We start from the raw sequence: 20,566 nt of genomic DNA on the forward strand, positions 1-20,566 counted from the left end.
CGGCGTACTGGGCCCGGACAGGCCCTACAGCACGCCGAGCACGATCATCGCGAGCAGCATGGCCAGCGCCATGAGGAACCCGAGCCGCCGAAGCATCTGCTGCGCGTCGCGCAGTTCCTTCGGCGGCTCGTTCTCGGGGTCGGACCACAACATTCCACCAGCGTGCGGCCTAACGGGGCGGGGCGCCTGAGTAGGCGTACTCAAATCGGCGCCCTTTCCGTACACCCCGCGGCCCCTGAAGGCCTCCGGTCACGCGGGCCAGTACGTCCGGGTCCATGATGTCCGGCCCGGCTGGGGGAGGCGGTGGGACGCGATCCTCGCCGGATCCGCCCAGGCGTCCTTCGTGCCGGGTGTGCCGGGCGCCGCGGAGGACGCCGCCACGGCGCGGGCTCGGACCACCGCCAGGGCGGCGGCGAGCTCCTCGGGGGTCGGATTGCCCCGTACGACCTTGATGTTCACAACGGCTCCTGAACTGTCTGAACGGTCTGCGCGATCTGCTCGGTCCGGACGGTCTAGAGGGGGATGTTGCCGTGCTTCTTCGGGGGCAGGGACTCGCGCTTCGTACGGAGCTGGCGCAGGCCCCGTACGACCTGGCGGCGGGTGTCGGACGGCAGGATCACCGCGTCGACGTAACCACGCTCGGCCGCGATGTAGGGGTTGAGGAGGTGGTCCTCGTACTCCTGGATGAGGCGGGCGCGGACCACGTCCAGGTCCTCACCGTTCGCCTCCGCCTCCGCGATCGTGCGGCGGTGCAGGATGTTGACCGCGCCCTGGGCGCCCATCACCGCGATCTGGGCGGTCGGCCAGGCCAGGTTGAGGTCGGCGCCCAGGTGCTTGGAGCCCATGACGTCGTAGGCGCCGCCGAAGGCCTTGCGGGTGATGACCGTGATGAGCGGGACGGTCGCCTCCGCGTAGGCGTAGATCAGCTTCGCGCCCCTGCGGATGATGCCGGTGTGCTCCTGGTCGACGCCCGGCAGGAAGCCGGGGACGTCCACGAAGGTGAGGACCGGGACGTTGAAGGCGTCGCAGGTACGGACGAAGCGGGCCGCCTTCTCCGACGCGTCGATGTCGAGGCAGCCCGCGAACTGCATCGGCTGGTTGGCGACGACACCGACCGGACGGCCCTCCACCCGGCCGAACCCGGTGAGGATGTTCGGCGCGAAGAGGGACTGCGTCTCGAAGAACTCGGCGTCGTCCAGGACGTGTTCGATCACCGTATGCATGTCGTACGGCTGGTTCGCGCTGTCCGGGATCAGGACGTCCAGCTCGCGGTCCTCGTCCGTGACGGCGAGGTCCGCCTCCTCCGGGAACAGCGGGGGCTCGCTGAGGTTGTTGGACGGCAGGTACGACAGCAGCTGCTTGACGTACTCGATGGCGTCCTTCTCGTCGCCGGCCATGTGATGGGCCACGCCCGACGCGGAGTTGTGGGTGCGGGCGCCGCCCAGCTCCTCCATGCCGACGTCCTCGCCGGTGACCGTCTTGATGACGTCCGGGCCGGTGATGAACATGTGCGAGGTCTGGTCGACCATGACCGTGAAGTCGGTGATGGCGGGCGAGTACACGGCGCCGCCCGCGCAGGGGCCCACGACAAGGCTGATCTGCGGGATGACCCCGGACGCATGGGTGTTGCGGCGGAAGATCTCGCCGTACGCGCCCAGGGACGCCACGCCCTCCTGGATACGGGCGCCGCCCGAGTCGTTGATGCCGATGACCGGACAGCCGGTCTTCAGCGCGAAGTCCATGACCTTGACGATCTTCTGCCCGTACACCTCGCCCAGCGCACCGCCGAAGACGGTGAAGTCCTGCGAGAACACGGCGATCGGACGGCCGTCGACGGTGCCGTAACCGGTCACCACGCCGTCTCCGTACGGGCGGTTGTTCTCCAGCCCGAAGTTGGTGGAGCGATGGGTGGCGAACTCGTCCAGTTCCACGAACGAGTCCTCGTCGAGGAGCAGTTCGATCCGCTCACGGGCCGTCAGTTTGCCCTTGGCGTGCTGCTTCTCGACAGCCCGTCCCGATCCGGCGTGCGTCGCCGCCTCGACGCGGCGCTGCAGGTCGGCGAGCTTGCCCGCGGTGGTGTGGATGTCGATCTGCTGCGGCTGTACCGGCTCGGCCATCGGGATGCGGCTCCCTGCAAAGAGTGACGTGCTCAGAAGGGGGGTTGGCTACTCATCCGTAGCGTAGTGGCGTGCCTACCCATCGGCAGTGCGGCGTTTACCACACTCCTCTCCTCTTCACAGAGGGGCAGGGAAGATCTCCAGAAGACGTCACGTGAGCACGCGGCCACGCATATGCTCACGATGTCGCGGCGGGACACGCCGGAGAGGTGACATCGCGAGAGCGGTCGAGCGCCTGTGAACCTCAGCCCTCAGGGGCTGGAATCCATCCCCCTCTGCGGGATGGAGGATGTCAAATCTAGTGTGGCTTGCATGATGGAGACGCCACCGAATGATGAAGGTAACCCGCCCGACGGGCACGGTGAGCCGAGGTCGGACCGCTGGTCCGACCTCGACCGCCCCCCTCTGAACGCCGCTGGCCTGCGCAGGGCCCTCGTGCGCGAGGGCAGCCTGTGGTCCGACGTGAACGTGGTGCGGAGTACCGGCTCGACCAACGCGGACATGGTCGCCCTCGCGAGCGCGGGCAAGGCGGAGGAGGGGCTGATCCTGCTCGCCGAGGAGCAGACCGCCGGGCGCGGGCGGCTGGACCGGCAGTGGACGGCGCCCGCTCGTTCCGGGCTGTTCTTCTCCGTGCTGCTGAAACCGACGCAGGTCCCCGTGGCCCGCTGGGGCTGGCTGCCGCTGCTCACCGGGGTCGCGGTGGCGACGGGGCTGTCACGTGCCGCCGGCGTCGACACGTCCCTCAAATGGCCCAATGACCTGCTGGTGAGCGTGGGGGGCGCGGAGCGCAAGGCGGGCGGGATCCTCGCGGAGCGGTCCGGCGAGGACGGTGTGGTGATCGGCATCGGCATCAACGTCACCCTGCGCGAGGACGAGCTGCCGGTGCCGACGGCGGGGTCGCTGGCGCTGGCCGGGGCGGTGACGACGGACCGGGATCCGCTGCTGCGGGCGGTACTGCGGTCGCTGGAGCAGTGGTACGTCCGGTGGCGGTCGGTGGAGGGGGACCCGGTGTCGTCCGGCCTGCAGGAGACCTATGCGGCGGGCTGCGCGACGTTGGGGCGGACGGTGCGGGCGGAGTTGCCGGGGGATCGGTCGATCGTGGGCGAGGCGGTTGCCGTGGACGGGGACGGACGGTTGGTGCTCGCCACGGGGGAGGGGGTGCAGGAGCCGGTGGGGGCGGGAGATGTGGTGCACCTGCGGCCGGCGTAGGTCCGGCTTTCGCCCCGCGCCCCTACCCGTCCCTCCCCAAGAGGGGGACCCCATCGGGGCTCCGCCCCCGAACCCCCGCTCCTCAAACTCCCCCAGAGGGGGGACCCCAAGGGACCGAATAGTCAGCTCCGGTACGTCGTCACTGCTGGACCTGACGGAGTGAGGCCGTATCGTTGAGGGCGGTCGATATCTGACCGTGACAGATCGGAAGGGCAGCAGGCGTGACCGTCGACGACACGGGCTCCGACACGGCGGGCGGCCGGGTGGACGGCCAGGATGCCGACCCCGGTGAGGATCCGCTCGCCCTGCGCCTCGAACAGCTCATCCTGGGCGCCGAGCGGCGCTACACCCCTTTTCAGGCCGCCCGCAGCGCCGGTGTCTCCATGGAACTCGCGTCCCGTTTCTGGCGGGCGATGGGTTTCGCCGACATCGGACAGGCCAAGGCGCTGACGGAGGCGGACGTCCTCGCACTGCGCCGGCTCGCCGGTCTCGTCGAGGCGGGGCTGCTCAGCGAGGCGATGGCCGTGCAGGTGGCGCGCTCCACGGGGCAGACCACCGCCCGTCTGGCCGAGTGGCAGATCGACTCCTTCCTGGAGGGGCTGACCGAGCCGCCCGAGCCCGGAATGACGCGCACCGAGGTGACGTATCCGCTGATCGAGCTGCTCCTGCCCGAGCTGGAGGAGTTCATCGTGTACGTCTGGCGGCGCCAGCTCGCCGCCGCGACCGGGCGGGTCGTGCAGGCCGCCGACGACGAGGAGATGGTCGACCGGCGGCTCGCCGTCTGCTTCGCCGACCTGGTCGGCTTCACGCGGCTGACCCGGCGGATGGAGGAGGAGGAGCTCGGCGAACTCGTCGAGGCCTTCGAGACCACGGCAGCCGACCTGGTGGCGGCGAACGGCGGGCGGCTCGTCAAGACGCTCGGCGACGAGGTGCTGTACGCGGCGGACGAGCCGGGCGTGGCCGCCGAGATCGCGCTGCGGCTGATCGAGACGATGGCCCACGACGAGACGATGCCCGAGCTGCGGGTCGGGATGGCCTTCGGCACGGTGACCACCCGTATGGGTGATGTGTTCGGGTCGACGGTGAATCTGGCCTCGCGGTTGACGTCGATAGCGCCACGGGACGCCGTGCTCGTCGACGCGGCCTTCGCGGAGGAGCTGATCCGTACCGGGGACGCGCCCGCCTCCGAGGCGGAGGCGGCCGAGGCCGCCGCCACCGCGGAGAAAGAGGGCGAGGAGCCGCCGGTGTACCGCTTCGCGCTCCAGCCGATGTGGCAGCGGCCCGTGCGCGGGCTCGGCGTGGTCGAGCCCTGGCTGCTGACCCGGCGGGCCGGCCCCGTCGCGTAGCACTGGCCGGCCACCGCTGGTCCTCTCCGCTCCTCTCCGCTCCCGCTCAGTGGCGGTGGTTCAGCGCGTCCACGCACAGGCCGATGATCGGTACGCACACTCCGCCCGGCTTCGCGGGCTGCGGGGCCGGTGCGGGGGCCTTCGGGGGCTCGGGCGTCGGCGCGGGGGCCGGTGCCGCCTGCTGCGGGGGCTGTGGCTGGGGCTGGGGGGCCACCGGGGCCGGTGTCGACGCCGCCGGGCGCGACTGGCCGGGCGTGGTGACGGGCGCCGGTGTGTCGGGCTGCTGCGGGATCGTGGTGGCGTCGGCGGCGGGCCCGCGTGATGTGGGGAGCGCGCCGAGGGGGAAGGGCCGCAGCGGGCCCGTCGCGTTCGGCAGGGCGGTCGGGAGTGCCGTCGGGGGCGTGGTCGGGACGGGGGTCGCGCCGCCCATGGGGGCACTCGCCGACGGGGTCGCCGTGGGGGCGCCGCCGACGGTGGCCGCCGTGTTGCCCGTGCGGTCGGCCGAGGTGCCTGTGCCTGTACTGGTGTCCGAGTCCGTGTTCGCGCCGGCGTTCGTGTCCGCGTCCAGGTCGGACTGGGCCTGTGCCCTGCCGAGGCCCACACCACCGTCGGGTGCCAGCCGTACGAGGCTCAGGACCCCGGCGGCCAGCGCGAAGCCGCCCGCCGCGAGCAGGACCTTGCGGGGGCGAGGCTTGCGGTGCCGGCCCCGGGGGCGGTTGAGGAGGGGCGTGGGCGGGGCCTCGGGCGCGGGGCGCGTCGAAGGAGGCGGGGGAGGGGTCCATGGCCGGGCGGGGGCCTGGAACCGCGGCGGGACGCCGTGTGGAGCCTGGGGCGGGACCTGGGGCGGGACCTGCGCGTGCCTTGGTGTGCCTGTCTCGACCGGCCTTGTCGTCGTGTCCGTCATCGCGATCCCTCCCCGTTGCGCTCGCGCCCCGGGTGCGCCGTGGCCGAGCGCACGTTATGCGCTCTGGCGAGGGGAATTTCCGGAGATCGGCGCCATGTCACCCGAACGAGGAGAGTGGCCTTCCGGGTCTCTTCTCCCTCCGCCCGTTCTTCCCCTGGGTGCGGGCGGGCTGCGATGATCGGGGCGACCGTAGTTAACCTGCGTTAACCAGGAGGGTGTCATGGGCGAGGAAGGGTCCGAGGGGCGGTCCGAGGAACGGTTCGGGGAGTTCGTCGTGGTGCGGCGGCACGGGTTCGTCGCCGAGCTGGTCCTCGATCGGCCGAAGGCCATGAACGCGGTCTCCTCCGCCATGGCCCGGTCCATCGCCGGTGCGTGTGCCGCGCTGGCCGCCGACCGTGACGTACGCGCGGTGGTGCTGACCTCCACCCATGAGCGGGCGTTCTGTGTCGGGGCCGACCTCAAGGAGCGGAACTCGATGTCCGACGCCGAACTGATCCGGCAGCGGCCGGTGGCCCGGGGCGCCTACACCGGCGTACTGGAGCTGCCGATGCCGACGGTCGCCGCGGTGCACGGGTTCGCGCTGGGGGGCGGGTTCGAGCTGGCCCTGTCCTGCGATCTGATCGTGGCGGACGCCACGGCGGTGGTGGGGTTGCCCGAGGTGTCCGTGGGCGTGATTCCGGGCGGTGGCGGTACGCAGTTGCTGCCCCGGCGGGTGGGCGCGGCGCGGGCCGCCGAGCTGGTCTTCACCGCGCGGCGGGTGGAGGCGGTCGAGGCGCGGGAGCTGGGACTGGTGGACGTGCTGGTGGAGCAGGGGCGCGACGGGGAGGAGGCGCTGGCGCTGGCGTCCCGGATCGCGGCGAACTCTCCTGTGGGGGTACGGGCGGCCAAGCGGGCGTTGCGGGTGGGGTTCGGGCTGGACCTGCGGGCGGGCCTCGAGGTGGAGGACGCAGCGTGGCGTTCCGTCGCCTTTTCGGGCGATCGGGCGGAGGGGGCCGCGGCGTTCGCCGAGAAGCGGTCGCCCGTCTGGCCGGGGGAGTAGTTTTCCCGCCTCCGACGACCTTGAAAGGGTCCTTCCGTAGGGGGCCACCCCCCTGTTCGCCCTCTCGATGTCTCAATTCATCCCAAACCTTCCTAACCTGGATCAATGGGTGAGGAAAGCCGGCTCCGCGCCGTCGTGACGCTCGCGCAGGGCATGGCCGCGGCGCAGAGCCCCCGCGAGTCCTGGCGTGCCGCCGCGCTCGGTGCCTGTCACGCGCTGAGCGGCAACTTTGCCGCGCTGTCGGTGTGGGAGCGGGAGCTGGGGCGGCTGCGGGTTCTGGTGAACGTGGGGGAGCGGGCCGCCGACGAGGAGGAGTTCCCGGAGGGCGAGGCCTATCCCGTGCACCAGTTCCCGGAGATCACCGAGTTCCTGCACGAGCGATGGGCGGGCGGCGGTGAGCCCAATGCCTGGGTCGAGACCGCCCAGGGGCCCGCGCGCGGGTCGTCGGCGGGGCGTGCCGGGTACTGCCATCAGCGCGTCGCCGCCCTGCGGCGGCGGGGACGCGGCTGTTGTGTCGTCGCCCCTGTCGTGCTGCACGGCCGGGCGTGGGGTGAGCTGTATGTCGCCCGGCCCGTCGGTGCCCCCGTCTTCGGCCGTGCCGACGCCGACTTCGCCACCGTCCTGGCCTCCGTCGTCGCCGCCGGGATCGCCCAGACCGAGCGGCTGGAGGAGGCCCGGCGGCTCGCCTTCACCGACGCGCTCACCGGGCTTGCCAACCGCCGTGCTGTGGACGCCCACCTCGACGAGGCGATCGAGCGGCACCGGCGGGACGGTGTCGTGGTCAGCCTCGTCGTCTGTGATCTGAACGGGCTCAAACGCGTCAACGACACCCTGGGGCACGCGGTCGGCGACCGGCTCCTCGAACGGTTCGGGTCGGTGCTGTCGCTGTGCGGGGCCATGCTGCCGGGAGCCCTCGCCGCGCGTCTCGGGGGTGACGAGTTCTGCCTGCTGGTGGTCGGTGCGCCTGCGGACGACGTGGTCCGGGCGGGTGTCGAACTGTGCCGTCGCGCCGCCGAGTTGGAGCTGGGGGAGGGGGTCGCGTGCGGGATCGCCTCGACCGCCGACGGGATCGGGCCGGTGCGGACGGCTCGCCGGTTGTTCCGGCTTGCAGATGCGGCGCAGTACCGGGCGAAGGCGGTCCATGCGGACCGGCCGGTCGTCGCGGGGCGCGAGGGGCCCGACGACCCGGTGGTACGGCTCGCCGAGGAGCCCTCCGGGGAGGCGGTTGTTGAGCGGCGGCGGTTCCGTGGGCGTCGGCTGTGAGGTGCGGGGTGTTGGTGCGGGCGCCTGCTGGGGGCTGCCGCCCCCAGACCCCCGCTCCGGCCCTGAACGGGCCTTGTCCTCAAACGCCGGACGGGCTGGATGGGTAAGGGGTGTACCGGGCACCCGGTAGTGACATCTTCGAATTCACTGGTTACGCTCCTGAATATGGATATGCACACTGTGGTGGTGGGGACGTCCGGGACGTCCGCGGCCGACGTGCTCGCTGTGGCGCGGGGCGGGGCTCGGATCGAGCTGTCCGGGGAGGCTGTCGCCGCCCTGTCGAAGGCTCGCGGGATCATCGACGCGCTGGCCGCCAAGCCTGAGCCCGTGTACGGCGTGAGCACCGGGTTCGGTGCCCTCGCGAGCCGGCACATCAGCCCCGAACTGCGCGCCCAGCTGCAGCGCAACATCGTCCGCTCGCACGCCGCCGGCATGGGACCGCGGGTCGAGCGCGAGGTCGTACGGGCGCTGATGTTCCTGCGGCTCAAGACCGTCTGCTCGGGGCACACGGGCGTGCGGCCCGAGGTCGCGCAGACCATGGCCGACGTGCTCAACGCCGGGATCACCCCGGTCGTGCACGAGTACGGCTCCCTGGGCTGCTCCGGCGACCTCGCGCCCCTCTCCCACTGCGCCCTCACGCTCATGGGCGAGGGCGACGCGGAAGGGCCGGACGGAGTCGTGAAGCCGGCCGCCGGACTCCTCGCCGAACACGGCATCGCTCCCGTCGAACTGCGCGAGAAGGAGGGACTCGCCCTTCTCAACGGCACCGACGGCATGCTCGGCATGCTGATCATGGCGCTCGCCGACCTCGACACCCTCTACAAGTCCGCCGACGTCACCGCCGCGCTCTCCCTGGAGGCGCTCCTCGGCACCGAGAAGGTGCTCGCGCCCGAGCTGCACGCCATCCGGCCGCACCCGGGACAGGGGGCCAGCGCGGCCAACATGCTCGCCGTGCTCAAGGGCTCGGAGCTCACCGGGCACCACCAGGACGGCGCGCCCCGCGTCCAGGACGCCTACTCCGTGCGCTGCGCCCCGCAGGTCGCCGGCGCCGGGCGCGACACCATGGCGCACGCGAGGCTCGTCGCCGAGCGGGAGCTGGCCTCGTCCGTCGACAATCCCGTCGTCCTGCCCGACGGGCGGGTCGAGTCCAACGGGAACTTCCACGGCGCCCCGGTGGCGTACGTCCTCGACTTCCTCGCCATCGCCGCCGCCGACCTGGGATCCATCGCCGAGCGGCGCACGGACCGCCTTCTCGACAAGAACCGCTCGCACGGGCTGCCGCCGTTCCTCGCGGACGACGCCGGTGTGGACAGCGGGCTGATGATCGCCCAGTACACGCAGGCCGCCCTGGTCAGCGAGTTGAAGCGGCTGGCGGTGCCTGCTTCGGCGGACTCGATTCCCTCCTCCGCGATGCAGGAGGACCATGTCTCGATGGGCTGGTCGGCGGCGCGCAAACTCCGTACGGCCGTCGACAACCTCGCCAGGATCATCGCCGTCGAGCTGTACGCGGCCACGCGCGCCATCGAGCTGCGGGAGGGGCTGACGCCGGCGCCCGCGTCCCGGGCCGTCATCGACGCCGTACGGGCGGCGGGGGTCGAGGGGCCGGGGCCCGACCGGTTCCTGGCGCCCGACCTCGCCGCGGCTGACGCGTTCGTGCGGGGCGGGCACCTGGTCACGGCGGTGGAACCGGTGACCGGGCCCTTGCAGTAGCCGCTGTCAGCCAGCCGCTCGTGGTGAGCGGGTCGGGGGCCTGTCGGTGCTGCCGGTCAGGTCCTCGTCCCGCTCAGAAGCCCAGGCGCTCCCGCCGTAGCGAATAGACCACGAAACCGGCCCCCAGGGTGAGGGAGAACGTGCCGCCGACGACGTACGGCGTGGTGTCGAAGCTGCCGGTGTCGGCGAGGCGGGTGCCGTCGTCGTCGGCGGCCGAGTCCGAGGTCGTCGTCGCCGTGGTGGTGGTCGTGGTGGCGGTCGTACTCGTGCTTGTGCTCGTACTTGTCCTTGCAGCCGTGCTCGTGCCCGAACGCTTGGCGGTGCTCGTTATGGAGATCTGCCGGGTGTGCTCCGACATCGTGGACATGGACGTGTCCGCTCTGTGCCGTTGCTCCACCGGCTTCTCGGCCGTCGCGTTGGCGGACGGGACGAACCACAGGGCACCCAGCAGGGTGCCCGCGGCGGTGGCGGTCAACAACGATCGACGTGCGGATGACACGGAATATCGATCCCCTTGTGGCGCTGGCGAATTGGCCGTGACCCCGATGTTAATGACAGGCGTGGGTCGTGGGAAAGTTGCGGGAGCTGTGAGCCGTACGCTCTGCGTCCATGAGTACATCAGAGACATCACGTTTTGTACGGCTTCGGGTGGAACTGGTCGTCGAGGTCGACGACGTGGACGCCCTTACGAAAGCCGCGTTGCAGCGGATCGCCGGTGACACCGAGATGCCGGCCGACGAGCGGGTGCACGCGGAGGACACTGTGACGGAAGACACCGCGGAGGCGCTCGCGTACCTCGTGGACCCGTTCGACCTGGTCGGCGAGGTGCCGGGGACCGAACTGGCGCAGGCCTCGTGGAGCAGCGAGGAGATCGACTACGACCCGGATTCGCCGGATTGGGATCTGGACGAGGATGATGAGGCGGACGGCGATGAAGTGGTCGGCGAGCGGGTAGACGGCTGAGGCCGCTGGGGAAAAAGGTGACCCCGGGCGGCAACCGCCGACCGGGGTTTCGTCGTCTCAGGAGAAGCAGTGACCGGCAGTGGCACCACGCGACCCGGTGGAGTACGGGATGAGCGGACAGCTCCCTGTGACCCAGGCGACGTGGTGTCCCCCACACATCGAGTGAATGTGGAACGGGACGCACTGGTCGTAGCGTTGAGTTGTGTTGAAACGTGTTACGGGGATCTGCAGGTTTCGTACGGGGACCCTCGCTGGTTCTGGTTGGGGATTCGGCAACGATGGAGAAGCGTGTGATGACGGACAGTAGGCGGCGCAAGGGTCTGACGGCCGCGTCCGCCCTGCTCGGTGGCGTGTTGGTGCTCTCTGCGTGCAGCGGAGGCGACAGCGACAGTGCCTCCAAGGGCGACAGCGGTACCGACAGCTCGCAGGCCAAGGCCGACGAGGCGGCGGCCGAGAAGACCTCCGAGGCCCAGATCAAGATCACACCCGGGGACGGTTCGAACAACGCCTCCATCAACAACGCCGCCCAGGTGGCGGTGACCAAGGGCACCCTCACGGCCGTGGAGATGAAGACGGCGGACGGTACCGCTGTCGCCGGTGAAATATCTGCCGACAAGACCAGCTGGAAGCCGAGCGCCCAGCTGGAGCGCGCCACCACCTACAAGGTGACGGCGACGGCGGCGGACGCCGACGGCCGTGCCGCGCACGAGAACGCCTCGTTCACCACGGTCGCCGCCGCGAACAGCTTCGTCGGCTACTTCACGCCCGAGGACGGCTCGACCGTCGGTGTGGGCATGCCCGTGTCGATCAACTTCGACAAGGCGATCACCGCGAAGGCGGACGTCCAGAAGGCCGTCACGGTCTCCTCGACCAGCGGGCAGGAGGTCGTCTGCCACTGGTTCAACGACACCCGCATGGACTGCCGGCCCGATGACTACTGGAAGGAGAACTCCACCGTCACGCTGAAGCTGGCGCTCGACGGCGTGGAGGGCTCGAAGGGCGTCTTCGGCGTGCAGCAGAAGACGGTCACCTTCAAGATCGGCCGCAACCAGGTGTCCATCGTCGACGCCAAGACGAAGACGATGAAGATCATGCACAACGGTACGGTCGTCAAGACCATCCCGATCTCCGCCGGTTCGCCCGAGAACAAGACGTACGAGGGCAAGATGGTGATCTCCGAGAAGTTCAAGGAGACCCGGATGAACGGCGCCACGGTCGGCTTCACGGACGACGACGGCAAGGGCGAGTACGACATCAAGGACGTGCCGCACGCCATGCGTCTGACCACGTCCGGCACCTTCGTGCACGGCAACTACTGGAGCTCCGACGGCACCTTCGGCAGTGCCAACGTCAGCCACGGCTGCGTCGGCCTGAACGACACCAAGGGCGCCAACGACAAGAACTCCGCGGGCTACTGGTTCTACGAGAACTCGATCGTCGGTGACGTCGTCGACGTCCGGAACACCGGTGACAAGACCGTCGACCCGGCCAACGGCCTCAACGGCTGGAACCTGAACTGGGCGGACTGGAAGGCGGGTTCGGCGGTCTGAGTTCCTCAAGGCCTGCCTGACGCACACTCACCGCACAGCTTTCCGATGCCGCCCCCAGGGGCGGCATCGGTTTTTCCTGGGTGTCTCCTGGCTGTTCCCTGGCTGTTCCCTGGGCTCGTCACAGCCTTCTCATGCATCTCTTATGCAGGACTTATCGCGTCATCACGCGGCGTACCTAGCTTGCGGCCATGTTCTTCACCTACCTGAGGCGCGAACTGCGCCGCCGTCGTAAAGCGGCACTCGTCGTCGCCTCCGGGCTCGCGCTCGGCATCGCCCTGGTCATCGTGGTCACCTCGGTGTCCGCGGGCATGTCGAAAGCGCAGGACAAGGTCCTCGAGTCGCTGTACGGACTCGGCACCGACATGACCGTCACCAAGGCCGCCGCGGCCCAGACCGGCGCCGGTGCCACCCAGCGCCCGCGCTTCCAGTTCGACGCGCGGCCCGACGGCAGCGACTCCGACGCGGAGCAGAGCAGCGACCGGGTGTTCGTCCAGGGCTTCCAGACCCTGGCCGCCTCCACGGTCACCAAGGTCGACACGCAGAAGGGCGTCTCGGACGCCGTCGGCGGACTGAGCCTCCAGGTCGTCAAGGTCAGCGGCCAGTTCCGGCAGGGCCAGTTCCAGCAGGACCAGCAGGGCAGCGGCGGCAACCAGGGCGGCGGACGCCCCGGCGGTGGCTCAACTGCCGCTCCCCAGGGGCGTGTCGAGGGCGGCGGCGCCAACTTCGACGTCAACAACTACTCGGTGTACGGCACCGACGTCACCAAGCCGGCCCTCGGCCCGCTGACCTCCTCGAAGATCACCAGCGGCCGTACCTTCACGACCTCCGAGACCGATGCCAAGGTCGTGGTCGTCGACGCCTCCTACGCCAAGGAGAAGAAGCTCAAGGTCGGCAGCACGGTCACCATCAAGAGCGTCAAGTACAAGGCCATCGGCATCGCCACCCCCGAGAGCGGCGACTCGGCGGCCAACCTCTACATCCCGCTGAAGCAGGCCCAGACCCTCAGCGACTCCAAGGACAAGGTCACCACGATCTACGTCCAGGCGACCGACTCCCAGCAGATCACCGCGGTCAAGTCGACGATCCAGAAGAACATCTCGGGTACGACCGTCACGACGTCCGCCGATCTCGCCAGCACCGTCTCCGGGTCCCTGTCCACCGCCTCCGACCTGGCCTCCAACGTCGGTAAGTGGCTGTCCATCGCGGTGCTCGTCGCCGCCTTCCTGGTCGCGGGCCTGCTCACCTCCTCGGCCGTCTCCCGCCGGGTGCGGGAGTTCGGCACGCTGAAGGCGCTCGGCTGGAAGTCGGGCCGGGTCACCCGGCAGGTCGTCGGCGAGGCCGTCGTCAACGGGCTGGTGGGCGGCGCCCTCGGTATCGCGCTCGGCCTCGCCGGTGCGTATGTCGTCACCGCGATCAGCCCGGAACTCCAGGCGGAGGTGGGCAGTTCGGGCGGGAACGGCGGTGGCGGCGGTGGCGGCTTCCCCGGCGGTGGTGGCGGTGGCTTCGGCCGGCAGGCCGCGACCAAGGCCCTGACGGTCGCGCTCACCGCGCCCGTCGCGCTCTCCACCATCACCCTCGCGGTCGGCCTCGCAGTCGCCGGTGGCCTGATTGCCGGCGCATTCGGCGGCTGGCGAGCGTCCAGGCTGCGCCCGGCGGACGCGCTGAGGCGAGTCGAGTAGGACGCGGAGTTCGGCTACGGCCGACGGGGGCCCGGCTTCCCCGGGCCGCATATGCGGCCCCGCCCCGTGGGAGCGACCAGCCCTCACCGGCCCGCCGGCCGACAAACGACGACGCACCACCCCGAACCCCACCCAGGAGTCACCCACATGTACGAACTCAAGGGCGTGACCAAGCGCTACACCCGAGGCAGGGAAACCGTGGACGCCCTCGCGGGCATCGACCTCACCATCGCCGACGGCGACCGTCTGGTCATCCAGGGCCCCACCGGCGGCGGCAAGTCCACCCTCCTGCAAATGCTCGGCGGCCTCGACCGTCCCACCGGCGGCAGCATCGACCTCGACGGCACGGATCTTGCCAAACTGTCCGAGAGTCGCCTCACGAAGGTCCGCAGCGAAAACATCGGCTTCGTCTTCCAGAGCTTCAATCTCATTCCGACCCTCTCGGCCCAGGAAAACGTCGAGACCGCTCTCGTACCCCTCGGTGTGAAGGGCCGGGAGCGCCGCGAACGGGCCGCCGAGGCGCTGAAGTCGGTGGGGCTCGGGGAGCGGCTCGGGCATCTGCCGGGGGAGATGTCCGGCGGTCAGCAGCAGCGCGTCGCCATCGCTCGTGCGCTGGTCAAGCAGCCGAAGGTGCTGCTCGCCGACGAGCCCACCGGCAACCTCGACGAGTCGATGCGCGACGAGATCATGGACGTACTCGAAACCATGTGGAAGGAGCTCGGGCTCACTTTCATCATGGTCACGCACGATTCGGCGATCGCGAGGAAAGCCCCGCGGCTGGCGGTCATCCGCAAGGGGAAGATCACCGTGAAGGAGAACGCCGGTTCGTAGAGTCCGTAAGGTCCGCAAGGCCCGCAAGATTTCGTAACTGGCTCGTAACAGCCAAAAGCGTAATCCTCCAGTCTATTGAGCGGCTGATCACCCCTCGGCATAATTCACGGTCGGGGGGTGTGCGCGCATGCGTACGGGAGTCCCCTCTGCCGGGTGAACGGGGAACTGCCCGGCACTTCAGCCAGCGCTCCAGGGGGAGACTTGCGCACAGAAGTGAAAAGAGCATGCGCGGCAACCGTGGCCACGGCCGCGGCGGTTGCCCTCGCGGCGGGCATGACCGGCCCGGCGTCCGCGAAGGCAGACGCGAAGAGCGAGCAGCAGCGTATGACCAGCGCCGCGCAGAAGCTCAAGCCCGCGCACCGCATCACGCTGATCACCGGTGACCGTGTCGCCGTCGACGCGAAGGGCCGCGTCGTCGGTCTGGAGCGGGCGGCGGGCCGCGAGAAGATACCCGCCCAGATCCGCAAGGCCGACGGGCACACGTTCGTCGTCCCGGCCGACGCGGCCCGGCTGGTCTCGAGCGGCAAGCTCGACCAACGGCTGTTCGACGTAACGGAGTTGAACAAGGCGGCGACCCGCAGGTCCCAGCAGAAGGGACTGAAGGTCATCGTCGGCTACTCGGGGGCGGCGACCGCCACCAAGGCCGATGTCCGCGACGCGGGCACCCTCCGTCAGACGCTGAAGTCCCTGAACGCGGACGCCGTGCAGACGCCGCAGAAGGACACTCCCGAACTCTGGGACGCGGTGACCAACGGCGACAGGACCGCCGCCGGGATCGCGCACGTCTGGCTCGACGGCACCCGCAAGGCCAGCCTCGACAAGTCCGTGCCGCAGATCGGCGCGCCGAAGGCCTGGGCGGCCGGCTTCGACGGCAAGGGTGTCAAGATCGCCGTCCTGGACACGGGTGTCGACGCCACCCACCCGGACCTCAAGAACCAGGTGATCGCGGCCAAGAACTTCTCCACGGCCACGAGCAGCACCGACAAGTTCGGTCACGGCACGCACGTCGCGTCCATCGCGGCGGGCACCGGGGCCAAGTCGGGCGGCAAGTACAAGGGTGTCGCACCCGGCGCCAAGATCCTCAACGGCAAGGTCCTGGACGACACCGGTTCCGGTGACGACTCGGGCATCATCGCCGGCATGGAGTGGGCGGCCGAGCAGGGCGCCCAGGTCGTCAACCTCAGCCTCGGCGGCCAGGACACCCCCGAGGTGGACCCGCTGGAGGCGACGGTCAACAAGCTGTCCGCCGAGAAGGGCATCCTCTTCGCGATCGCGGCGGGCAACTCCGGTCCGGAGACGGTCGGTTCGCCGGGCAGCGCCGACGCGGCGCTCACCGTCGGCGCGGTCGACGACAAGGACCTGCTGGCCGACTTCTCCAGCACCGGCCCGCGCGTCGGCGACGGCGCCATCAAGCCGGACGTGACCGCGCCCGGCGTGGACATCACGGCCGCCTCCGCCAAGGGCAGCGTCATCGAGCAGGAGGTCGGCGAGAAGCCGGCCGGGTACCTCACCATCTCGGGCACGTCGATGGCGACGCCGCATGTGGCGGGCGCGGCGGCGATCCTCAAGCAGGAGCACCCGGACTGGACGTACGCCGAGATCAAGGGCGCGCTCACCGGCTCGGCGAAGGGCGGCAAGTACACGCCGTTCCAGCAGGGTTCGGGCCGGATCCAGGTCGACAAGGCCATCAAGCAGACCGTGATCGCCGACCCCGCGTCGGTGAGCTTCGGCACGCAGCAGTGGCCGCACACCGACGACACCCCGGCGACCAAGCCGCTGACGTACCGCAACCTCGGCAAGACCGACGTCACGCTGAAGCTGACGGCGACCGCGACCAACCCGAAGGGCCAGGCCGCTCCGGCCGGCTTCTTCAAGCTGGCCGCGACGACCCTGAAGGTCCCGGCGGGCGGCACCGCCTCGGTCGGCTACACCGTCAACACCAAGCTGGGCGGCACTCTCGACGGCGCGTACTCCTCGTACGTGACGGCGACGGCCGGCGCCCAGACCGTCCGTACGGGTGCGGCGGTCAACCGTGAGGTCGAGTCGTACGACGTCACGGTCAAGCACATCGACAAGGCGGGTCAGCCGACGGGCGAGTACAACACGGTCCTCTTCGGCTACGCCGGCCTGGGCAACGGCCGCGGTTACCAGGTCCCGACGGCCACCACCGGCATCACGACCATGCGGCTGCCCAAGGGCACGTACCTCCTGGACGGCTGGATCGCGAAGGACTTCACCAAGCCCGACATGGGCGGCGAGGGCCTCGACTGGGTGGTCCAGCCGAAGCTGGCGGTCACCAAGAACACCTCGGTGACGATCGACGCCCGCACCACCAAGCCGGCGGACATCACGGTGCCGGACGCCGCCGCCAAGCCGCTCAGCGCGACGATCGACTACCTGTACGACGCGCCGGGCATCGGTATCGGCGTGATCCTCGACTCCTTCGCGAACCTGCGGATGGCTCACCTCGGCCCGGAGGTCACCGGCCTCTCCCAGACCTGGTTCGGCCAGTTCAGCAAGGGCGCGGGCGCGGAGTACGACGCGATCACCACCGCCAAGGTCAAGAAGATCCAGGGTGACAAGGTCCGCCACTTCAAGGCGAGCGAGTTCGCCACGGTGACGAACCGGCTCGGTTCCGGATCGCCCAACAAGACCGGTGGGCTCGGCGTGATCGCCTTCCTGCCCGAGGACGTCGGTTTCGGCGCGCTCGTCGAGCAGGCCCTGCCGGCCACGCGGACGTTGTACGTGTCCACGGGTGAGAAGGTCGAGTGGTTCCTCGACTTCACCCAGTTCAAGGGCAAGGACGCACAGGGCTTCCCGGTCCCCGAGGCCTACTACACGCTCGGGAACTCGCAGAAGGTGACGCCGGGCGGCAAGTACACGCGCACCTTCAACACCGCGGTCTTCGGTCCTCGGCTGCTGTCGGACTACGGCGTCTTCCGTGACGGCAACAACATCTACGGCACCATCCCGCTGTTCGCCGACGGCGCGGGCAACCCCGGCTCGTCCGAATTCACGTCGGTGACGACGACGCTCTACCGCAACGGCCAGAAGGTCGGCACGAACGACGACCCGCTGTTCGGCGGGAAGGCGTTCACGGTGCCGGCGGGCGACGCCGCGTACAAGCTGACCACGTCGGTCAAGCGCAGCGTCAAGGTCGCCCAGGCGTCCACGCGGATCGACGCGAGCTGGACGTTCCGCTCCAAGAAGCCGGGGGTGGACGGGGCCCAGCTCCCGGTCTCCTCGGCCCGCTTCAACGCGGCCGTCGGCCTGGACAACAAGGTCGCGGCGGGCAAGAAGGCCACGTTCCCGGTCGTCGTCGAGGGCGCGGCGCGCGGCAGCAACCTGAAGTCGCTGTCGGTGTACGCGTCGTACGACTACGGCAAGACCTGGAAGAAGCTGACCGTGAAGAACGGGAAGATCACCGTCGTGAACCCGGCGAAGGGGGCGGCGATCTCCTTCCACGCGAAGATCAGCGACAAGAAGGGCAACAAGTCGACGATCTCGATCTACAACGCGTACTACGGCAAGTAAGTCGCCTTTGACGCAGGCGTCGACGTAGGTGTCGAGGCGGGCGTTGATGCAGGTGTCCACGTAGGTGTCTACGTAGGTGTCGGCGGACGGCCGGTCGGGGGGAACTCCCCCCGACCGGCCGTCCGTGCGTTTCAGCCCTTCAGGTGCCCGCACCCGCTCTCGTCGCGTCCCGCCCCCAACTGGCGAGCAGGCGCAAGGCCTCCGCCGACGGTGACCCCGGTTCCGCGTGGTAGACGAGCAGCGTCTGGTCGCTGTCGTCCGGGAGTCTGAACGACTCGAAGTTCAGGGTCAGTTCGCCCACCAGGGGATGCCGGAACCGCTTCACCCCGTAGCTCTTCTCCTTGACGTCGTGGGTCGCCCACAGCCGCCGGAACTCCTCGCTCTTCACCGACAGCTCACCCACCAGCGCGGCCAGCCTCGGGTCCTCCGGATAGCAGCCGGCGTCCATCCGCAGATGGCAGACGATGTCGATCGCCTTCTGCTCCCAGTCCATGAACAGGTCGTGGTACTCCGGCCGCAGGAACACCAGCCGCGCCCAGTTCAGGTCCTGCGGAGGCAGCTCGGCCCAGTCCCCGAAGAGGGACGCGGTCATCGCGTTCCACGCGAGGATGTCCGTACGCCGCCCGGCGATGTACGCCGGTACGCCGTCCATCGTGTCGAGCAGCTGCCGCAGCGTCCCGCGTACGACCTGTGCCCGCACCGACGGCTTCTTCTTGTGCTGCTTCGGCTTGGCGAGGTGGGTGAGGTGGGCGTGCTCCGCGCCCGTCAGCCGCAGGGCGCGGGAGATGGCGTCGAGGACCTCGGCGGAGACGTTCTGCCCGTTCCCCTGTTCGAGCCGCGTGTAGTAGGCGACGGACACCCCGGCGAGCTGGGCCAGCTCCTCGCGGCGCAGCCCGGGCACCCGGCGGTGCCGCCCGAAGTCCGGCAGCCCCACGTCCTCCGGCTTGAGCCGGGCCCGCCGGGTGCGCAGGAACTCGCTGAGCTCGGCACGCCGGTCCAGGGCAGCACCGGCCCCAGCGCCGGCCCCGGTGTTCAGCCCGTTCCCGGAGGTGTGCGCCGAATACGCTGACTCGGGAGACTCGGGATGTTCGTCCATACGGTCCATTATTCCCGGTCGTACGAACACGAGCCTGACCCCGCCAGTGGTACGACCGCTGGACGTACGCAGAAGCGTGGACTGGGTGAATGCGAGAACCTTGGGCAGACTGAATGTCGCACCCGGTCAGAAGGCGGCCGGGCGCGAATCCCCCCGAGGAGAACTCCCGGCATGACCACTGTCGCTGCATACGCCGCCCCGTCCGCCAAGGCTCCCCTGGAGCGCACCACCATCGAGCGTCGCGACGTCCGCGAGTTCGATGTCCTGATCGACATCAAGTTCGCCGGTATCTGTCACTCCGACATCCACCAGGCCCGCGAGGGCTGGGGCGAGGCCATCTTCCCGATGGTTCCCGGCCACGAGATCGCCGGTGTGGTCGAGGCCGTCGGTTCCGGTGTCACCAAGTTCGCGGTCGGCGACCACGTGGGCGTCGGCTGCATGGTCGACTCGTGCCGCGAGTGCGACAACTGCAAGGCCGACCTGGAGCAGTACTGCACCGGCGGCGGCATGACCGGCACGTACAACGCTCTCGACAAGAACGGTGAGCCGACCTACGGCGGCTACTCCCAGAAGATCGTCGTGGACGAGAACTACACGGTCCGCATCCCCGACGGCCTGGCCCTCGACGTGGCCGCGCCGCTGCTCTGCGCCGGCATCACCACGTACTCCCCGCTGAAGCACTGGAACGCCGGCCCCGGCAAGAAGGTCGCGATCCTCGGCATGGGCGGCCTCGGCCACATGGGCGTCAAGATCGCGCACGCGCTCGGCGCCGAGGTCACCGTCCTCTCGCAGTCCCTCCGCAAGAAGGAGGACGGCCTGAAGCTGGGCGCGGCGCACTACTACGCCACCAGCGACGAGGCCACCTTCAAGGAGCTGCGCGGCACCTTCGACATCATCCTGTCCACGGTCTCGGCCCCGCTGAACCTGGACACCTACCTGTCGCTCCTCAAGACGGACGGCGCGTTCGTGAACGTCGGCGCCCCCGAGGAGCCCGTCGCGCTGAACCTCTTCTCGGTGATCGCCGGCCGCAAGACCCTCGCCGGCTCCGGCATCGGCGGCATCCAGGAGACCCAGGAGATGCTGGACTTCTGCGCCGAGCACGGCCTGGGCTCCGAGATCGAGCTGATCAGCGCGTCCGAGATCAACGAGGCGTACGAGCGGGTCCTGGCGAGCGATGTGCGGTACCGCTTCGTGATCGACGCGGCGACGATCTAGCGCCGTCGGGGGGCGCGTATTCGGCCGCGGGTCCGTCGTGGCTGGTCGAGCCCACGCGGCGGAGCCGCATGTCGACACAGCCCCGCGCCCCTGGAGGACGGGGCTGCGCC

General features: G+C 69.8%; 17 protein-coding genes. 11 read left to right on the forward strand and 6 right to left on the reverse strand.

Annotated features, from left to right (window positions below; genetic code table 11):
* Positions 1-24 precede the first annotated feature (24 nt).
* From G3I56_RS44650 to G3I56_RS07545, 3 genes are all read right to left on the reverse strand, one after another.
* Positions 25-153 (reverse strand): hypothetical protein, encoded by a 129-nt coding sequence (locus tag G3I56_RS44650; RefSeq protein WP_268240764.1) that lies wholly within the window; start codon positions 151-153, stop codon positions 25-27.
* Positions 154-249: 96 nt separating this feature from the next.
* Complete coding sequence (locus G3I56_RS07540) at positions 250-459, reverse strand: acyl-CoA carboxylase epsilon subunit (RefSeq protein ID WP_164408079.1); 210 nt, start codon at positions 457-459, stop codon at positions 250-252.
* Positions 460-512: 53 nt separating this feature from the next.
* Positions 513-2,117 carry an acyl-CoA carboxylase subunit beta gene (locus G3I56_RS07545; protein ID WP_164408080.1) on the reverse strand — a complete coding sequence of 535 codons (1,605 nt, stop codon included), beginning with the start codon at positions 2,115-2,117 and terminating at the stop codon, positions 513-515.
* A 315-nt stretch (positions 2,118-2,432) separates the two neighbouring features.
* Between G3I56_RS07545 and G3I56_RS07550 the strand changes: the two genes are divergently transcribed.
* Both G3I56_RS07550 and G3I56_RS07555 read left to right on the forward strand, forming a co-directional pair.
* On the forward strand, positions 2,433-3,326 hold the full coding sequence (locus G3I56_RS07550) for a biotin--[acetyl-CoA-carboxylase] ligase (protein WP_239134773.1): 894 nt from the start codon (positions 2,433-2,435) through the stop codon (positions 3,324-3,326).
* Between the two features lie 221 nt (positions 3,327-3,547).
* Positions 3,548-4,672, forward strand: coding sequence for an adenylate/guanylate cyclase domain-containing protein (locus tag G3I56_RS07555; protein ID WP_164408081.1), 1,125 nt, complete (start codon positions 3,548-3,550; stop codon positions 4,670-4,672).
* 46 nt (positions 4,673-4,718) lie between these two features.
* Here the strand turns inward: G3I56_RS07555 and G3I56_RS07560 are convergent, their stop codons facing one another.
* Positions 4,719-5,576: a hypothetical protein gene (locus G3I56_RS07560; protein WP_203689367.1), complete on the reverse strand. Its 858-nt coding sequence runs from the start codon at positions 5,574-5,576 to the stop codon at positions 4,719-4,721.
* Between the two features lie 220 nt (positions 5,577-5,796).
* Between G3I56_RS07560 and G3I56_RS07565 the strand changes: the two genes are divergently transcribed.
* The 3 genes from G3I56_RS07565 (at position 5,797) to hutH (ending at position 9,588) form a co-directional block, all read left to right on the forward strand.
* Entirely contained in the window at positions 5,797-6,615 is an 819-nt protein-coding gene (locus tag G3I56_RS07565; RefSeq protein WP_164408082.1) for an enoyl-CoA hydratase-related protein, read from the forward strand.
* Between the two features lie 105 nt (positions 6,616-6,720).
* A complete protein-coding gene (locus G3I56_RS07570; RefSeq protein ID WP_164408083.1) occupies positions 6,721-7,878 on the forward strand; it encodes a diguanylate cyclase in 1,158 nt (385 codons plus the stop codon).
* Between the two features lie 171 nt (positions 7,879-8,049).
* Positions 8,050-9,588 (forward strand): histidine ammonia-lyase, encoded by a 1,539-nt coding sequence (gene hutH / locus G3I56_RS07575; protein ID WP_164408215.1) that lies wholly within the window; start codon positions 8,050-8,052, stop codon positions 9,586-9,588.
* 73 nt (positions 9,589-9,661) lie between these two features.
* Here hutH and G3I56_RS07580 read toward each other — a convergent pair whose 3' ends face one another.
* Positions 9,662-10,087 carry a cell wall protein gene (locus G3I56_RS07580; RefSeq protein ID WP_343239892.1) on the reverse strand — a complete coding sequence of 142 codons (426 nt, stop codon included), beginning with the start codon at positions 10,085-10,087 and terminating at the stop codon, positions 9,662-9,664.
* A 110-nt stretch (positions 10,088-10,197) separates the two neighbouring features.
* Here G3I56_RS07580 and G3I56_RS07585 point away from each other — a divergent pair, with 110 nt between their 5' ends.
* From G3I56_RS07585 to G3I56_RS07605, 5 genes are all read left to right on the forward strand, one after another.
* Positions 10,198-10,551 (forward strand): hypothetical protein, encoded by a 354-nt coding sequence (locus G3I56_RS07585; RefSeq protein WP_164408084.1) that lies wholly within the window; start codon positions 10,198-10,200, stop codon positions 10,549-10,551.
* Between the two features lie 278 nt (positions 10,552-10,829).
* Positions 10,830-12,101 (forward strand): Ig-like domain-containing protein, encoded by a 1,272-nt coding sequence (locus G3I56_RS07590; protein ID WP_164408085.1) that lies wholly within the window; start codon positions 10,830-10,832, stop codon positions 12,099-12,101.
* Positions 12,102-12,289: 188 nt separating this feature from the next.
* Positions 12,290-13,780: an ABC transporter permease gene (locus G3I56_RS07595; protein ID WP_164408086.1), complete on the forward strand. Its 1,491-nt coding sequence runs from the start codon at positions 12,290-12,292 to the stop codon at positions 13,778-13,780.
* Between the two features lie 147 nt (positions 13,781-13,927).
* The gene (locus G3I56_RS07600; protein ID WP_164408087.1) at positions 13,928-14,611 is read left to right on the forward strand and encodes an ABC transporter ATP-binding protein; all 684 of its coding nucleotides are present in this window, start codon (positions 13,928-13,930) and stop codon (positions 14,609-14,611) included.
* A gap of 273 nt (positions 14,612-14,884) precedes the next feature.
* Positions 14,885-18,145 (forward strand): S8 family peptidase, encoded by a 3,261-nt coding sequence (locus G3I56_RS07605; protein WP_203689440.1) that lies wholly within the window; start codon positions 14,885-14,887, stop codon positions 18,143-18,145.
* A gap of 139 nt (positions 18,146-18,284) precedes the next feature.
* On the opposite strand, the gene G3I56_RS07610 is transcribed toward G3I56_RS07605, so the two are convergent.
* The gene (locus G3I56_RS07610) at positions 18,285-19,241 is read right to left on the reverse strand and encodes a helix-turn-helix transcriptional regulator (protein WP_164408089.1); all 957 of its coding nucleotides are present in this window, start codon (positions 19,239-19,241) and stop codon (positions 18,285-18,287) included.
* A 171-nt stretch (positions 19,242-19,412) separates the two neighbouring features.
* On the opposite strand from G3I56_RS07610, the gene G3I56_RS07615 reads away from it, so the two are divergent.
* Positions 19,413-20,456, forward strand: a complete 1,044-nt coding sequence (locus G3I56_RS07615; RefSeq protein ID WP_164408090.1) for an NAD(P)-dependent alcohol dehydrogenase — start codon at positions 19,413-19,415, stop codon at positions 20,454-20,456.
* Positions 20,457-20,566 lie beyond the last annotated feature (110 nt).

It is taken from the genome of Streptomyces sp. SID12488, from assembly GCF_010548275.1.
Taxonomy (GTDB): Bacteria; Actinomycetota; Actinomycetes; order Streptomycetales; family Streptomycetaceae; genus Streptomyces.

Coding starts and splice junctions, on each gene's coding strand:
- G3I56_RS44650 (WP_268240764.1), bottom strand. CDS start 153: ATGTTGTGGTCCGACCCCGAGAACGAGCCGCCGAAGGAACTGCGCGAC.
- G3I56_RS07545 (WP_164408080.1), bottom strand. CDS start 2,117: ATGGCCGAGCCGGTACAGCCGCAGCAGATCGACATCCACACCACCGCG.
- G3I56_RS07550 (WP_239134773.1), top strand. CDS start 2,433: ATGGAGACGCCACCGAATGATGAAGGTAACCCGCCCGACGGGCACGGT.
- G3I56_RS07560 (WP_203689367.1), bottom strand. CDS start 5,576: ATGACGGACACGACGACAAGGCCGGTCGAGACAGGCACACCAAGGCAC.
- G3I56_RS07565 (WP_164408082.1), top strand. CDS start 5,797: ATGGGCGAGGAAGGGTCCGAGGGGCGGTCCGAGGAACGGTTCGGGGAG.
- G3I56_RS07570 (WP_164408083.1), top strand. CDS start 6,721: ATGGGTGAGGAAAGCCGGCTCCGCGCCGTCGTGACGCTCGCGCAGGGC.
- hutH (WP_164408215.1), top strand. CDS start 8,050: ATGCACACTGTGGTGGTGGGGACGTCCGGGACGTCCGCGGCCGACGTG.
- G3I56_RS07585 (WP_164408084.1), top strand. CDS start 10,198: ATGAGTACATCAGAGACATCACGTTTTGTACGGCTTCGGGTGGAACTG.
- G3I56_RS07590 (WP_164408085.1), top strand. CDS start 10,830: ATGGAGAAGCGTGTGATGACGGACAGTAGGCGGCGCAAGGGTCTGACG.
- G3I56_RS07595 (WP_164408086.1), top strand. CDS start 12,290: ATGTTCTTCACCTACCTGAGGCGCGAACTGCGCCGCCGTCGTAAAGCG.
- G3I56_RS07600 (WP_164408087.1), top strand. CDS start 13,928: ATGTACGAACTCAAGGGCGTGACCAAGCGCTACACCCGAGGCAGGGAA.
- G3I56_RS07605 (WP_203689440.1), top strand. CDS start 14,885: ATGACCGGCCCGGCGTCCGCGAAGGCAGACGCGAAGAGCGAGCAGCAG.
- G3I56_RS07610 (WP_164408089.1), bottom strand. CDS start 19,241: ATGGACGAACATCCCGAGTCTCCCGAGTCAGCGTATTCGGCGCACACC.
- G3I56_RS07615 (WP_164408090.1), top strand. CDS start 19,413: ATGACCACTGTCGCTGCATACGCCGCCCCGTCCGCCAAGGCTCCCCTG.